Source organism: Adlercreutzia rubneri (genome assembly GCF_009755265.1).
Classification (GTDB): Bacteria; Actinomycetota; Coriobacteriia; order Coriobacteriales; family Eggerthellaceae; genus Adlercreutzia; species Adlercreutzia rubneri.
In genome coordinates this window covers 38,659-52,627 of record NZ_WPOO01000007.1, presented here as the reverse complement: position 1 = coordinate 52,627, position 13,969 = coordinate 38,659, and the positions used below count along the sequence as shown (strand labels likewise).

Sequence of the window (13,969 nt, the reverse complement as noted above, 5' to 3'; positions counted from 1 at the left end):
GGAGGTTCGCTACATCAGCGGGCGGCCGGCGTCCCAGGCGCCGCCCACTTCCTCGCCGACAACGCGGTAGATGCGCCGCGTGGAGTCGTACACGATGGGGCGCATGCGGGCGAAATCGACCCGGCCCTCCTCGTCGAGGATCGCCTCGTCGACCTGCGTGTTCACCACTTCCCCGATAAAGCGCTTCTCGCCGCCCCAGTCCTGCACATCGCGCACGATGCACTCCATGGTGAGGGGGAATTCCTCGATGACAGGCGCATCCACATGCTCCGACGGCACGAAGGTCAGCCCCGACTTCTCGGCCTTGTTCACGGTGCGGCCCGTGGCCATGCCGAAGTAGTCAGCCTCCACCACATGGGCCGCATCGGCCGGCGCCACGGTGAAGGCGCCCTTGGCCAGGATGTTCTCGGTGGTCTTGTGGTCGCCGATGTTGATGGCAATCTCGTTGCGCGTGCACGCGCCGCCCCAAGCCACGTTCATGGCGTTGGGCACGCCAGCCTCATCGTAGCTGGCCACGATGAACACCGACTGGGGGAACAGCTCGCTCGCACTGCCCAGGTCCTTCTTCATGCTTGCATCCTTTCCCGAAGGCTTTGCATTTCCGTTCGCTTCGAGTATCGTATACGAGGGAAACGAATGCTAGTACTGGTTTATTAGTTAGGTACTATCTTTAAGGAAAGCGAAACATGACAGAAAACATCCCGTCGAACGCGGCCTGCGCGCCAGCCCTGACAGACAGCGCACGCCCCATCGCCGAGGCCGACTTCTCCCAGACGGGCTACAGCTACACGCTCTCCCTCATTCAGGGAAAGCACAAGATGGTGATTCTCTACTGCCTGATGGAATACGAGCCCGTGCGCTTCAACGAAATGCGCCGCTATCTGGGCCGCATTTCCGACAAGACGCTCTCGGTGAACCTGAAGGAGCTGGAGCGCGACGGCCTCATCGCGCGCACCGAGTACCCCCAGATTCCCCCGAAGGTGGAGTACTCCCTCACCGAGCTGGGCACCTCGCTCATGGAAGTGCTCGACCAAATGTGCACCTGGGGCGAAGCCCATCGCCCTCGGTAGTCGCTACCGCGCAGTCGCACCGCAGCCGCACCTGGACGCCCGAAGCATCGAGCCCGAGCAGCTACGCAAACGCATCGAGGGCTGGACTCTGGGTTCGCGCGATCCCCTAGATTTGGTACATCGCCTGGAAGACGTCCTCGCGTTGGATGAGAACCTGCATGGACAGGCGCTCGCCGTCGGCGGCCAGGCGCTCCTGCACGGTGTTGAAGTCAGCGACGGCGGGATCGAGGGTCACCATCATGGTCATGGAGAACATGCGGCCCTCGCCGAGAATCGTCTGGGAGATGTCGTCGATGTTGGCGCCGCAGTCGGCCAGCGTGGTGGCGATGGCGGCCACCACGCCGGAGCGGTCCTTGCCGAGAACAGAGATGACGCACTTCATGGGAACCTTCTTTCTGGTTGGGTCGTTGGGGATCCTTCGACTCGCTTACGCTCGCCCAGAATGACGCGAGCAGATGCTTCATGCGTGCCGAAACGACACGGACGGGCGCTACTTTCGGAAGATCAGCGACAGCGCCTCGGCGCGGGCGTCAGCGTCGGTTTCGAAGCAGCCGCGCACGGCCCGCGTGGTCGTTTTTGCGCCCGGCTTCTTCACGCCGCGCATGGACATGCACATATGCTCGGCCTCCAGCACCACGATGACGCCGGCGGGATGCAGCGCTTCCACCAGCGTGTCGGCGATCTGCCCGGTCAGGCGCTCCTGCACCTGGGGGCGCTTGGCGAAGCCGTCCACAAGCCGTGCCAGCTTCGAGATGCCGCAGATGCGCCCGTCCGCGCCAGGGATGTAGGCCACGTGCGCCTTCCCGAAAAACGGCGCCAGATGATGCTCGCACATGCTGAAGAAGGGGATGTCGCCCACGAGCACGATTTCCTCGTGGCCCTCGTCGAAGGTCACGTCGAAATGCCGCGACGGATCCTCTTCCAAGCCGCCCAGCACTTCCTCGTACATGCGGGCCACGCGCGCCGGCGTCTCCCGCAGCCCCTCGCGCTCGGGGTCTTCCCCGACGCCTTCCAAAATCAGGCGGACGCCTGCTTCGATTTTCGCTGTATCCACGGTTGTCGTAACTCCTTGTAAACGGTTGGCGCCATGTTATCACGACGCTATGGACACACGGCAAAAGAGCGGCATAATACCTTGGCAGAAGGTTTCACGCAAGAAGGGATCGACCATGAAAAGCCTCCTGGCCGAGTTCAAAGAGTTCATCAACCGCGGCAACGTGATCGACATGGCCGTCGGCATCATCATCGGCGCGGCGTTCACCGCCATCGTCACGTCGCTGACCGACGACATCATCAACCCGCTCATCAAGCTCATCACCGGAGGTGCCGGCACCGACGTCGCCGGCCTTACTATCCCCGTGCCCGGCACCGAGAACGGCATCGACTTCGGGGCCTTCATCAGCGCAATCATCAACTTCCTCATTGTTGCCTGGGTCGCGTTCATGATCGTGAAGGCCTTCAACAAGATGAAGGACGGCACGGCGAAGCTGCCCTTCTTGAAAAACGCCAAGGGCGAGGAAGTCATCGAGCATGCCCCCACCTGCCCCTTCTGTCTTGAAGAGATCAACGTGGGCGCCACCCGCTGCCCCCACTGCACCGCCGAGCTGCCCGCCCCGGCCGAGGTGACCATCGAGATCGTGAAGAAGTAGCGATCAGCACGCCGGTCATCGGGCCGGGGACGCCCAACGCTTCGCTAGCAGCAGTCCGACGAGCGCGATAAGACATGCCTGGCAAACAAAGGGCTCGGCGGCTGCAGCACCGAAAACGGAAAACACCGCTCCATACAGAGCGCTCGCGGAGGCGATGCCGACGTCGATGGCGTTCTGCTGCAGGGCGAGCGCCGTCGCCTGGCGGCCTTCCGCCACCTGGCGAGCAATCATAGCCTGGGCGCACACCATGGCGCCCGCATAGCCATAGCCGATGCAAAGGCCCGAAACGACAAGGGCTGGCAAAGACGATGCCGCCACGGCGAAGAGCGCAACGCCCATCCCCATGAGCAGCCCATGGACGCCGAACAGCCGGCGCGCATCGCGGCGATCGCAGAGGATGCCGGCAACGGGATTGGCCGCAAGGCCCCCGAGCCCAATAAGCGTGAAGCACCATCCCTCGTTTTCGGTCATTCCGGCAGCCGAGATGAAGGTGCCTCCAAAACTGAACAGCAGCCCGTACCCCATGGCAGCGACAAACGTCCCGGTCACCGCCATACCAACAACTCCCGATAGAGAAAGCGAGCCTTCCACACAGGGGGATTTTACCCGAAGCCGCTCGCGTCGACGGCGAGGGAGCCTCATGGCGCCAACGCAAGTCAAGGCAACAGCAGAGCATCCAGCAAGCATCCAGAAGCACGCGGCGAACCCCGCGGCCTTCACGAGCCCGAACGCCACAAGAGGCCCCAGAAGAAGCGAGGCGGAGGTCGTCAGGCGATACAGGCCGAGCCAGCGGCCCCGCGCCTGGGGCGGCGCCGCCTCCGAAACGGTGGCTGTGGCCGACGACCAGAAAGAAGCAAGGCCGACCGCCTGCACGCAGCGCACCAAAAGCATCTGCCAGAACTCGGCACACAGCGGGAACAGAATGCCCCCGAGCACAAACGACGCAAGGCCCACGAGCATGACCGGCTTCGTGCCCCACCGATCCGCCGCCGGGCCGAAGGCGAAGCGCAAGAGGACTGCCGCGGCCAGATACACGCTGTTCTGAAGCCCCGCTTCCGCCAACGTCCCTCCTGCGGCCACCACGAAAGAGGGGGTCAGCGTCATGAAGATATTGTTGTAGCCGTAAGCGAGGAAGGCGGCGAAAAACAGTGGGGCAAGTTGCCGGCCCATAGTCCGCTACTCCTGCTCGAGCTGGGCAATCTCGGCGAGGCGTTGCGCATCGATGATGCGAATGGCACTGCGCTGCTTCTCGATGACCCCCTGGGCCTGCAAGCGCGAGACGACCGAGGTGACCGAGTTGCGGCTCACGCCGAGCATGTCGGCGATGTCGTTGTTGCTGTAGGGAAGCACCACCATTTGCTGCGCCGCGTCTTCCGCAAGACGCTCGGCCGCCAATTTGGCGAGCAACATGGGCACTCGCTGGGCCGTCACGTAGAACGACTGGTTCAGCATCTCGTTGGTCTGCATGGACAAAAGCCCGAACAAATAGCGCACGCAGTATTCGGAGAAATCCGAGCCCCCGCGAAGCAACTTGAAGAACGATTCCTTGGGAATGGCCAGAATGCGGCTGTCCTCCAAGCACTGCGCCGTCGACATCGTCAGATTGGTGTCGCGCAGGATATGGAATCCGAAGAACATGCCGGGACCGTAGCGGTCGATGACTTTCTTGCGCCCGGCGGCATCGACGCCGTACAGCTCCACCGAGCCGCTTTCAACATAGTAATGGTTGCCATCCGGCTCGCCGCTCCAGAACACCATGGCGCCCGCCGGAATCCGCCGAGACGTATAGGTGGCTCCCGCCTCGTCAAGCATGCGCTCCAGCTCGGCGCGGCCAATGACCTCGTCGAGCACCTCGTTCTTCCCTGTCCACGTCATGGTTCCCCTCCCCTCTCGCGGCCGATCCCCCGCGTCCGCGATCTTATTGTACCAAAGCGCCTTCCCTCGAAGCGAACAGGGGCAGCGACTGAGCGTCGCTGCCCCTGTAGGAGGGAGGGCTTACACGTAATAGACCGAAGGCGTGGTGCCGTTCTCCGGCATGTAGGGCTGAGCCCCCTTCTCGGCGATGTACTTCGACACTTCGCTTTCCGGATCGTTCAGGTCGCCGACAATGCGGGCCTCGGCCGGGCAGGCCTGCACGCACCAGGGACGATGGTCGTTGTCCAAGCGATCGAAGCACATCGCGCACTTCGAGGACACGCCGGCCGCCTCGTCAATCTGCGGCACCTCGTAGGGGCACGAGTTCACACAGGTGCCGCACCCGATGCAGACTTCCTGGTCCACCACCACAGCGCCGTTGTCCTCGCGCTTGGCCATGGCGCCGGTGGGGCAGTTGGCCACGCAGGCCGGCTCGGCGCAGTGGTTGCACAGCGTGGGACGGAAGTTCATCTTCACCTTCGGGAAGGTGCCCGTGGGGCGGTACAGGTCGCCCTCGAGTCCTTCCACATGGGCCCAGTACAGCTCGCCGGGCACGTCGTTGGATACCTTGCAGGCGACCGCGCAGGTCTGGCAGCCCATGCAGCGGGTCGTGTCGATCACCATTCCATATTGCTTAGCCATGTCGCACCTACGCCTTCTCTACTTCTACCAGCACGTCGTAGAATGCCGTGCAGGTCTGGGAAATGTGCTCTTCCGTGGGGTTCAACGTCAAGTGGGTCAGCGTCTGGTAGTTGCCCTCGATGGTGTAGTCGGGCGTCCAGCCGCTTTGGGTGGCCACCGTGCCGGGCACGATGCCCTCGGTGACGAACACCTTCATCTTGCAGGCGCCGCGATCGTTCACGATACTCACCACGTCGCCGTCGGCAATGCCGCGGGTCTTGGCGTCCACCGGGTTCATCTCCAGCAGAGGCTCGTCCTGAATGCCGGCCAGCGCCGGGATGCCGATGTGCTGGGTGTGCACGTTCATGCGATCGTGGTACTGCAAGAACACGAGCGGGTACTTCTCGCCGAGAGGCCCCTTCGGGTCTTCCAGCATCGGCTTGTAGCAGGGCACTTCCTCCTCGAACTCCACCAAGTCGTCGTTGTAGAAGGTGAACTTCGTGGAAGGCGTGGGGAACACGCCGTCGGCGAAGACGATCTGGGAGTCGTAGATGCCGTCGGGGCGGCCCCAGATGCCCTCTTCCACGGCCTTGTCGAAATCGAAGCCCTCCCAGGCCGGATGCTCCTCGTTCACGAAGCTGCGCACCCATTCCTCGTCGGTCTTGTTCCACAAGTCACCCAGGCCCACCTTGGCAGCGAGCAGGGACATGATCTCGACGTCGGACTTGCTCTCGCCCGCCGGCGTCACAGCCGGGCTCTGGAAGAACACCCAGGGCGAGCGATCGAGGAAGTCCCACTTCTCCCAATAGTTGCAGGCCGGCAGCACGTAGTCCGAGTACTTCGCCGTCCAGGTCCAGTAGGGATCCACCGTCACGATGGTGGAGATGTTGGGCAGCACCTCGTTGATGATCTTGTTGGCATCGGGGCTCATGTTGATAAAGTTCGAGTTCGCGAACCACATGAAATCGATGGGGTTGGGCTGCTTGGTGATGATTTGGTCGTAGAGCGTCGAGCTCTTCACCATGTTCACCTCGTTGGCGCCGGTATTCGCCCACTCGTCGTAGTTGAACGCCGGGATGGTGATGCCGGGGGTCGAGCGGATGGACGCCGTGCCGCCCGCGTGGGACGCGCCGCCGCCCTCCACGCCGATGTAGCCGGCCACAGCGGCCAGCGTGGCCACGGTGCGGAAGGGCGAATGGGAGTTGTAGACGCGCTGCATGCCCTGTCCCATGCGGATGCCGGCCGGCTGGGCGTTGATGTACTCCATGGCGAAGTTCTCGATGACCTCGGGGTCGAGGCCCGTGATCTCGGAGGTGTACTCCAGCGTGTACTTGGACACCTCGTCGCACAGGTGGTCGAAGGCGGTGCGGCAGGTCTCGCCGTTCACCTCGAAGGTACCGGAAAGCGCGGCGGTCACGCCCTCGGTGGTGTTGGGCACCGCCTTGCCGGCCGCCGTGTCCCACACCATCCAGGCGGCGTCCTCGCCCTCGCCGTCGCGCAGCATCGCGCCATCGGACTCGCGCACGAGGAAGGGCGCCACGGAGTTGGCCACGAGCCAGTCCTTCGCGTGCAGGTCCTTGCTGATGATGACGTTCATCATGCCGAGGGCCAGCGCCGGGTCGGTTTGAGCCTTGATGGGGATCCACTGATCGGCGATGGCCGCCGTGGAGCACAGGCGCGGATCCACCACGACGATCTTGGCGCCGTTTTCGCGGGCTTTCACAAGGTAGCGGAACTCGGAGGTGTGGGTGTCGGCCACGTTGCGGCCCCAGAGCACCACCATGTTCGAGTTCATATAGTCGCGCGTGTCGTGAGCGCCGCGGCCCTGGCCGAAGCACAGCGTCATGCCCATGGTGGCGCCGTGGTCGCCCATGATTCCCTCGATATCGAAGGCGGTGCCGCCGTAGGTGCCGGCGAAACGGGTGGGCGCCTCCCAGGAAAGCTTCGACAGGTTGCCCGTGAACGAGTAGAAGCCGCAGGCTTTAGGGCCGTACTGCGCCTTGGTGGCCTCCATGCGCTCGGCGATCTCGTCGATGGCCTGCTCCCAGGTGATCTGCTCGAACTCGCCGCTGCCGCGCTCGCCGGTGCGCTTCATGGGATGCATGACGCGCACGTTCTCGTCGTGGGTGCGCGTGCCCAGGCCGATGGAGCGCAGGCAGCAGTTGGCGTAATCGTCGCGCCCGGGCATCTGACCGGGGGTGACGGTGTAGATCTTGTCGTCCTTCACGCGGGCGCGCAGATGGCAGCGCGAGGTGCAGTTCACCGAGCAGCAAGCGCTCTTGTAGGTGAAGCCCTCCTCGGGATCGGCCACCGGGCCGGTCTCGGCCAGCTTGTCATCTTCGCTCTCGCTCTTCTGGGCCGGGGCGCAGCCAAGGGCACTGGCGCCGATGGCGGACGTGATGGTCAGCCAGCCCGCGCCCTTCACGAAGGTGCGGCGCGTGACCTTGCCGTCCTTCACGATCTCGGTGGGAGCGAATTGCTCTTTCTCTTCCATACTCCTCCTCTTTCTCTCGTAAGAGCGGCGACGCGCATTGCGGCGCCGGGTCGTTATAAGAGGAGGGCGGTCCCTCGTGATTGCACCCCCTCTTGGCGAATGAGGTCAGTATAGGAAGGGGACGCGCGGGCTTCTGCCCAAAACTGGGCACACCGCTTTCCCACTTTTGACTAGACGTCGAAAAGCGGCGCTACTTGTGGTAGGGCTCGCCGCGGGAGATTTTGAAGGCGCGGTAGAGCTGCTCGAGCAGCACGACGCGGGCCAAGTTGTGGGGCAGGGTGATGGGGCCGAAAGAGAACGTCTCGTCGGCGCGTGCCCGCACCGCATCGCTCACGCCGTCGGAACCGCCGATGACGAAGGCAAGCTCGCTTGCGCCGCGCAGGGCCAAATCGTCCAGGTGGCGGGAGAAGTCGACACTCGAGCGCTGCTTTCCCTCGATGGCCATGAGGATGACGTGCGCGCATTCCGGCACCGCCGCCAGAATGCCTGCCCCCTCGCGCTCGCGGGCCGCCTCCACGCCGCCGGCGCGGGCCGGATCGACATCGGGAATCTCGGTCACGGCCACCTTCGCGTAGGGGCGCAGCCGCTTCAAGTATTCGTCGCAGGCCGCCACCCAGAACTTCTCCTTCAGCTTGCCCACGGCAACGACAGTTATCTTCAGCATTTATATATCCAGCTCGAGGCCGACCGGGCAGTGGTCGGAGCCCTCCACGTCGTCGTAGATGCTGGCGGCCACCACATGATCGCGCAGCGCATCGCTCACGAGGAAGTAGTCGATGCGCCATCCCGCATTCGTCGACCGGGCGCGGAACCGGTAGCTCCACCAACTATAGCGGCCCGTCTCGTCCGGATGCAGCAGGCGGAAGGTGTCGGTGAAACCGGCGTCCACAAGCTCGGTGAACTTCCCGCGCTCCTCGTCGGAGAAACCCGACGCACCTCGGTTGGGGCCCGGGTTCTTCAGGTCGATCTCCTCATGGGCCACGTTGAAGTCGCCGCACATCACCACCGGCTTCGGGTCGCTGGAGGCGCCGTCGGGCAGCACGCCGGCCTCAAGCCCCTTGCAGAAATCGCGGAAGGCATCGTCCCATTCCATACGGTGATCGATGCGCGCGAGCTCCATCTGGGAGTTCGGCGTGTACACGTTCACGAACCAGAACTGGGGGAACTCGCAGGCCACGATGCGTCCCTCGGCATCCAGATACTCGTTGCCCAAACCGTGCAGCACCCGCAGCGGCTCCTCGCGGGTGAACACCGCCGTGCCCGAGTAGCCCTTCTTCTCGGCGGCGCTCCAGTATTGGTGGTAGCCTGGCAGATCCAACTCCACCTGGCCCACTTGGCACTTCGTCTCCTGAATGGCGAAGATGTCCGCGTTAAAGGCGTCGAACACCTCCAGGAAATTCTTCTTCAGCACGGCGCGAATGCCGTTCACATCCCACGAAACAAATCGCATGGGACTCCTTTACTGCAAAGGCCCCGGACTATCCGGGGCCTTCCATAATACTCGACGAGGGCGGACGGAACCCCCACTACTGCCAGTCGGAACCGATCAGGATGAGGAAGTCGCCGTCGTAGACATACTCGCCGTCGGTGTTCTGCACGGCGCGCCCGCAACCGAGGGCATCGATGAGCTCCTCGGCGTAAACGCGCTGGTCGGGCGTGTCGAAGACGACCACCGTCTCCTCATAGCTGAAGCTGTTGGCGTTCGAGGCGTCGGCGGTGTAGCCGAGCGGCTTGATGCGCTCCAGGGCCTCGGCGCCCACGCCGTTGATGCCGTTGCCGTTCTTGATGGTGACGATACCCGTGCGCGTCTCGCCGAAGGTCTGGCGCTGCGTGCCGTTTGCGCCCCGAACGCCCTCGCTGTCGCTGGCGGCCGCCTTGCCGTCGCCAACGCTAGCGAGCACGGTGCCGTTCAACTCGTCCACCTCGTCAGCCTCGGTGGGCGGCAAGCCCTCGCGCACGCGGCCCATCATGGTGTTCCACGCCGCCACGTCAAGCTGCTCGTACCACGTGTCGTTCTTATACTCGCTGATCGTCGGCTCCATGGCGGAGTAGATGTCCTTCGACGGATCGATGCCCTGCATGGAGGTAGCCAGCGCCACGATATCGCCCACTTTGAAATCGGTGGTGATGTACTGGGAAAGCGCGCTGATGGTGTTGGCCATGGTGGCCGGATCGGTCGAGAGAATCTTCTTGGCAATGGCGCCCAGCACCAGGCGCTGATTGGCCGCGCGGTAGCGGTCGCCGTCGCCGTACTCGTCATAGGAGTGGCGCGAGCGGCACAGAATGAGCGCCTCTTCGCCGGTCAGCGTCTGCTCGCCCGCATCCACGTGTCCGCCGGCCTCGTCGTCGTTGATCTCCATGGGCACGTCCACTTCCACGCCGCCCAGGGCATCGACGACATCCTCGAAGCCGTCGAAGTTGATCTCGGCGTAGTGGGAGATGGGCACGCCGGCCATCTGGGAGACCGTCTTGATGGCGAGCGCCGGGCCGCCGATGGCGTAGGAGGCGTTCAGCTTCTGCAGGCCGTAGCCCTCGATCTCGATCTCAGTGTCGCGGTGCATCGACACCATGGTGACCTTCTTGTTCTGTGGATCGACCCGGGTGAGGATCATGGAGTCGGAGCGGAAGGTATCGCCAGCATACTGGGTCGATTGCTCGCGAGCAGCCGACTTGTCGGTGCCCATGAGCAGCATGTAGAAGGTGCCGCCGTCGTACTCGGCCGGCGCCTCCAAGGCTTCCACGACCTCGGGGGTGATGTCCTCGTTCATCTCCTGCTCGATACCGGAGATGTAGGCCCAAGCGGCCCCGGTGGCGCCGAGCACGCCCACGAGCACGAAGGCCAGCACGCCCAGCAGAATGCGGCGGCGTTTCTTGCGGCGACGGTCCTTGGCGTAGTCGTCGCCGGTGGCTCCGCGGGAATAGGGGTTGGGCTCGGCCATGGGCGGTAGCGCCGGCACGGCATTGGCCGCCATGCCTTCAAGGGCGGGCTGCTTGGGCAGCGGCTGGGAGTGCCGCGGGTTGTTCGAGCCGACGGGCTGCGAATGGCGGGGGTTGTTCGACCCTACCGGCTGGGAATGGCGCGGATTGTTGGTCGCCTTCCCAAGGGGCTGGGAGTTCCGGGGGTTGTTGGCGCCGACGGGCTGCGAATGCCTCGGATTGTTCGACTTTCCCACGGGCTGGGATGCGTGTTGGGCACGAGGGTTGTTCTTGCCTGGAGTTTCGGCCATCCTGGAAGGTCTCGCTTTCGTGGTTCGTGTTCCTTGGCGAGCAGAACCGCAAGCCGTGCAGCACCGCAAAACCAAGAATTGCTCAATTCGAAGTAACATTTTGGCAAAGAATTGCCGAACGGCGCAACAAAATGGGCCCCATTACCAGTGAAAAGCCATAGGAGAACGGCAGATTGCCCACAACTTCGCCACGGATGCGCCGAGCAGGAGCGTCAGCATTGAAGCGTCTCCTACGACAGGCGCTTGACCATGGAGGCGTTGGCGGCGAGCTCGGCGCCATCATCAAGAGGAGCGAGATCGGCGGCCGGGGTTCCGGTGCGCCCCGCACGGCGTTCGAGAGCGCGGGCGAGCAGCCAGTCGGCCACTTCCGGATTCTTAGAAAGCAGCGGCCCGTGGGAATAGGTGCCCACAACGTTCTTGTAGCGCGCGCCCTCCACGCGATCGTCATCGTTGTTGCCGTGGCCGCAGGAGGACACGACGCGGCCGAAGCCTTCCACGCCTTCGCCCAGGTAAGTGCGGCCGGCGTGGTTCTCGTAGCCCACCACAGGATGGGCGGCCAGGGGGGATTCCAGCACCATGTTGTCGATGAGGCGGTCGGCGGACGTGCCGGGGCGGCGCGTCTCCATGTCGATGAGGCCGAGGCCGGGCACGAGCTCGTCGCCCCACAGCCACTGGCGGCCGAGAATCTGGTAGCCGCCGCAGATGGCGAGCAGCGGGCCGTCTCCTTCCACATAGACGGCCAGCTCGTCGCGCATCGCCAGCAGCTGCTCGCTGGCAAGCTTCTGCTCGCGGTCGGGGCCGCCGCCCATGAAAACGAGGTCGACCTGGGAGAAGTCCACCGCCTCTCCGTGCTGGATGCGGCGCACTTCCACGGGGATGCCACGCCAGCGCAGGCGCTGTTCCAAGATGCGCACGTTGCCACCGTCGCCATAGAGGTTCAGCAGGTCGGGCAGCATATGGGCGATGATGACGGGGGGCTCAGGGGATTCCTCAGATGCGAGAGAGGCGGGAGTTGCGGAAGGCTCGGAGGTTGCGGGATCCTTCGGCTCCGCGCCTTCGGCGCTGCGCTCAGGATGACACGAGGTGGGAGCGGCACTCGCGCCGGCGGCCTCGGCGATCGGGGCCGGCGTCGGGGCGGGGGCGACAGCGGGTTCGGCGGCTTCCATGGCGTTCAGGGCGGCGTGCACCTGGGGGAGGGCCGTGTAGTTCGCGATGGCGTAGACGGCGGCGTCGGCCGGCAGGGTGCCCGCGGCCACAAGCGCCCCCAGGCGGGAGAAGGCGTCTTCGATGTTCTCGATCACCGCCGCCTCGATGCCGGCGTACTTCAAACGCACCGCCAGGTCGTGGGCACGGGAGCCGCCAGCGAACACCACCGTGCCCGGCTGTCCGGCAAGCTCTTCGAAATCGATATCCCAAATCCACGAGATATCATGGCCGTCGGCCACCTGGTCGTTGATGAAGAAGGCCACCATCTTGGGACCCTGGTCAGCTTCTACGATCTTCAAATTCTGATTGAAGCCCGTGGGGTTCTTCGCCAGATTCAGCAGCACGTCGCGACCGCCGAGGCGGTAACGCTGCAGGCGCCCGTTGCGCGGGTTGAAAGCATCCTGGGCCCGCTGGAAATCGGCCGTGGGAATGCCCGCCTCGCGGCAAAGGGCATAAGAGGCCACGAGATTGTAGGCGGCGTAGGGCGTCGGCTGCGGCGTGTGCACCGATTCGCAGCCGGCAGGCCCGCAGACCTCCATGGTCACGCCAGCGGGGCCGATGGCGATGTCGCGGCCGGCGAAGTCCAATGTCGGGCGCGCGAAGTCGCATTGGTCGCAGAAGTAGTCGCCGAGCTGGCCGTACTGGCGGTAATGGTAGCGCACCATGCCGTCGCATTTCTGGCACATCTGGGCGTCGGTCACGGTGTTCTGGGCCAGGCCCATGGACTCGTCCAGGCCATAGGCGACCGTGCGGTTGGGCACCTCGTCGGCAATGCGGGCGCACAGCGGGTCGTCGGCATTGTACACGAGCACGGTGTCCGGCGAGGCGGCCAACGCCCCCGCAATGGACGTTTGGATGCGGTCGATTTCGCCGCAGCGGTCGAGCTGGTCGCGGAACAGATTCAGCAGCAGCACATAGTTCGAGCGCAGGCGGGGCAGCACGTGGGCGAGCCACAGCTCGTCGCATTCGAAAACGCCCCACTGGGCAGCCGGCTGCTGCAGAAGCGCCGAGGTGATGCCCGCAGCCAGATTCGCCCCTGTGCGATTGCAGATGATAGTGCACCCGGCAGCTTCGAAGGCGTCGGCAAGCAGGTTGTTCGTCGAGGTCTTCCCGTTGGTGCCCACGGTGATGACCGAGCCTTGCGCGCACTTGCCGCGCAGCTCGTCGAGCAGCGACGGATCAATGGCGAGCGCGATCTTCCCCGGCAGATTAGCCGCAGGCCGCCTCGCCACATGACGCAGCCCCCAGGTTGAAACGGCGCCGGCCGCCTTCGCAAGCGAAAACCTCAAGCTCATGAATGCACCTCGTTGCTCTTAAGAGGAGGCGGCCGCGCTCAAGGTCACCCTAAGCGGCTTGACTGTGCTACCACACCGCGAGTTTCAAGCCACACTCCCCGTTTTTTCGATGGCGACCAGTATAGCGTTGGAGCGCCCTCCCCCGCCTCAACCCACGGCCTTTCCAGATTCAGCCGAAATGTTGAAGTGCCGAAGGGCCATTGAAGGCCGCCACTCCCGAAGGCGGCACAATTCGGCACAATTCGGCACAATTCACCTTCACCGTTGTGCGCGAAAGAGGAATTCGCAGCTCCAAATGCTTGCGCAGCATCGCCCAGTTCGCTATACTAAACAGCCGCTTCGCAAGAAGCACTCTCGCCAACGTGGCTCAGCTGGTAGAGCAACGCACTCGTAATGCGTAGGTCAGCGGTTCGAATCCGCTCGTTGGCTCCAGAATTCGAAAGCGCCCCGCCCCGCCGCGGGGCGCTTTGCATATCGCGCGAGAATCGAGCCT

General features: G+C 64.1%; 13 protein-coding genes and 1 tRNA gene. 3 read left to right on the top strand and 11 right to left on the bottom strand.

Features of this window, described 5'->3' with window-relative positions:
- Positions 1-9 precede the first annotated feature (9 nt).
- Positions 10-570, bottom strand: a complete 561-nt coding sequence (locus tag GO707_RS05815; RefSeq protein ID WP_157012484.1) for a flavin reductase family protein — start codon at positions 568-570, stop codon at positions 10-12.
- A gap of 116 nt (positions 571-686) precedes the next feature.
- On the opposite strand from GO707_RS05815, the gene GO707_RS05810 reads away from it, so the two are divergent.
- The gene (locus GO707_RS05810) at positions 687-1,070 is read left to right on the top strand and encodes a winged helix-turn-helix transcriptional regulator (RefSeq protein ID WP_157012483.1); all 384 of its coding nucleotides are present in this window, start codon (positions 687-689) and stop codon (positions 1,068-1,070) included.
- 106 nt (positions 1,071-1,176) lie between these two features.
- Here GO707_RS05810 and GO707_RS05805 read toward each other — a convergent pair whose 3' ends face one another.
- Both GO707_RS05805 and folE read right to left on the bottom strand, forming a co-directional pair.
- A complete protein-coding gene (locus GO707_RS05805) occupies positions 1,177-1,452 on the bottom strand; it encodes an ACT domain-containing protein (RefSeq protein ID WP_157012482.1) in 276 nt (91 codons plus the stop codon).
- A 108-nt stretch (positions 1,453-1,560) separates the two neighbouring features.
- Positions 1,561-2,124, bottom strand: coding sequence for a GTP cyclohydrolase I FolE (gene folE, locus GO707_RS05800; RefSeq protein WP_335878762.1), 564 nt, complete (start codon positions 2,122-2,124; stop codon positions 1,561-1,563).
- A 115-nt stretch (positions 2,125-2,239) separates the two neighbouring features.
- On the opposite strand from folE, the gene mscL reads away from it, so the two are divergent.
- Positions 2,240-2,719, top strand: a complete 480-nt coding sequence (gene mscL, locus GO707_RS05795) for a large conductance mechanosensitive channel protein MscL (protein WP_157012481.1) — start codon at positions 2,240-2,242, stop codon at positions 2,717-2,719.
- Between the two features lie 15 nt (positions 2,720-2,734).
- Here the strand turns inward: mscL and GO707_RS05790 are convergent, their stop codons facing one another.
- The 8 genes from GO707_RS05790 to GO707_RS05755 all read right to left on the bottom strand — a co-directional run bounded on the left by GO707_RS05790 (position 2,735) and on the right by GO707_RS05755 (position 13,476).
- Complete coding sequence (locus GO707_RS05790; RefSeq protein WP_114540088.1) at positions 2,735-3,889, bottom strand: MFS transporter; 1,155 nt, start codon at positions 3,887-3,889, stop codon at positions 2,735-2,737.
- A 6-nt stretch (positions 3,890-3,895) separates the two neighbouring features.
- The gene (locus GO707_RS05785) at positions 3,896-4,594 is read right to left on the bottom strand and encodes a Crp/Fnr family transcriptional regulator (protein ID WP_114540087.1); all 699 of its coding nucleotides are present in this window, start codon (positions 4,592-4,594) and stop codon (positions 3,896-3,898) included.
- A gap of 120 nt (positions 4,595-4,714) precedes the next feature.
- Positions 4,715-5,275, bottom strand: coding sequence for a 4Fe-4S dicluster domain-containing protein (locus GO707_RS05780; protein WP_157012480.1), 561 nt, complete (start codon positions 5,273-5,275; stop codon positions 4,715-4,717).
- A 7-nt stretch (positions 5,276-5,282) separates the two neighbouring features.
- The gene (locus GO707_RS05775; RefSeq protein WP_157012479.1) at positions 5,283-7,748 is read right to left on the bottom strand and encodes a molybdopterin-dependent oxidoreductase; all 2,466 of its coding nucleotides are present in this window, start codon (positions 7,746-7,748) and stop codon (positions 5,283-5,285) included.
- Positions 7,749-7,938: 190 nt separating this feature from the next.
- On the bottom strand, positions 7,939-8,409 hold the full coding sequence (gene rlmH, locus GO707_RS05770) for a 23S rRNA (pseudouridine(1915)-N(3))-methyltransferase RlmH (protein WP_157012513.1): 471 nt from the start codon (positions 8,407-8,409) through the stop codon (positions 7,939-7,941).
- Between the two features lie 3 nt (positions 8,410-8,412).
- Complete coding sequence (locus tag GO707_RS05765) at positions 8,413-9,198, bottom strand: exodeoxyribonuclease III (protein WP_157012478.1); 786 nt, start codon at positions 9,196-9,198, stop codon at positions 8,413-8,415.
- A 76-nt stretch (positions 9,199-9,274) separates the two neighbouring features.
- Positions 9,275-10,975, bottom strand: a complete 1,701-nt coding sequence (locus GO707_RS05760) for an LCP family protein (protein WP_232325627.1) — start codon at positions 10,973-10,975, stop codon at positions 9,275-9,277.
- Positions 10,976-11,205: 230 nt separating this feature from the next.
- Positions 11,206-13,476 (bottom strand): MurT ligase domain-containing protein, encoded by a 2,271-nt coding sequence (locus GO707_RS05755; protein WP_157012477.1) that lies wholly within the window; start codon positions 13,474-13,476, stop codon positions 11,206-11,208.
- Positions 13,477-13,832: 356 nt separating this feature from the next.
- On the opposite strand from GO707_RS05755, the gene GO707_RS05750 reads away from it, so the two are divergent.
- Positions 13,833-13,908: transfer RNA gene (locus tag GO707_RS05750), tRNA-Thr, on the top strand.
- Positions 13,909-13,969 lie beyond the last annotated feature (61 nt).

Excerpts from the sequence above, each read along its gene's own strand:
- GO707_RS05815 (WP_157012484.1), bottom strand. The coding sequence starts at position 570 with ATGAAGAAGGACCTGGGCAGTGCGAGCGAGCTGTTCCCCCAGTCGGTG.
- GO707_RS05810 (WP_157012483.1), top strand. The coding sequence starts at position 687 with ATGACAGAAAACATCCCGTCGAACGCGGCCTGCGCGCCAGCCCTGACA.
- GO707_RS05805 (WP_157012482.1), bottom strand. The coding sequence starts at position 1,452 with ATGAAGTGCGTCATCTCTGTTCTCGGCAAGGACCGCTCCGGCGTGGTG.
- mscL (WP_157012481.1), top strand. The coding sequence starts at position 2,240 with ATGAAAAGCCTCCTGGCCGAGTTCAAAGAGTTCATCAACCGCGGCAAC.
- GO707_RS05790 (WP_114540088.1), bottom strand. The coding sequence starts at position 3,889 with ATGGGCCGGCAACTTGCCCCACTGTTTTTCGCCGCCTTCCTCGCTTAC.
- GO707_RS05785 (WP_114540087.1), bottom strand. The coding sequence starts at position 4,594 with ATGACGTGGACAGGGAAGAACGAGGTGCTCGACGAGGTCATTGGCCGC.
- GO707_RS05780 (WP_157012480.1), bottom strand. The coding sequence starts at position 5,275 with ATGGCTAAGCAATATGGAATGGTGATCGACACGACCCGCTGCATGGGC.
- GO707_RS05775 (WP_157012479.1), bottom strand. The coding sequence starts at position 7,748 with ATGGAAGAGAAAGAGCAATTCGCTCCCACCGAGATCGTGAAGGACGGC.
- GO707_RS05765 (WP_157012478.1), bottom strand. The coding sequence starts at position 9,198 with ATGCGATTTGTTTCGTGGGATGTGAACGGCATTCGCGCCGTGCTGAAG.
- GO707_RS05760 (WP_232325627.1), bottom strand. The coding sequence starts at position 10,975 with ATGGCCGAAACTCCAGGCAAGAACAACCCTCGTGCCCAACACGCATCC.
- GO707_RS05755 (WP_157012477.1), bottom strand. The coding sequence starts at position 13,476 with ATGAGCTTGAGGTTTTCGCTTGCGAAGGCGGCCGGCGCCGTTTCAACC.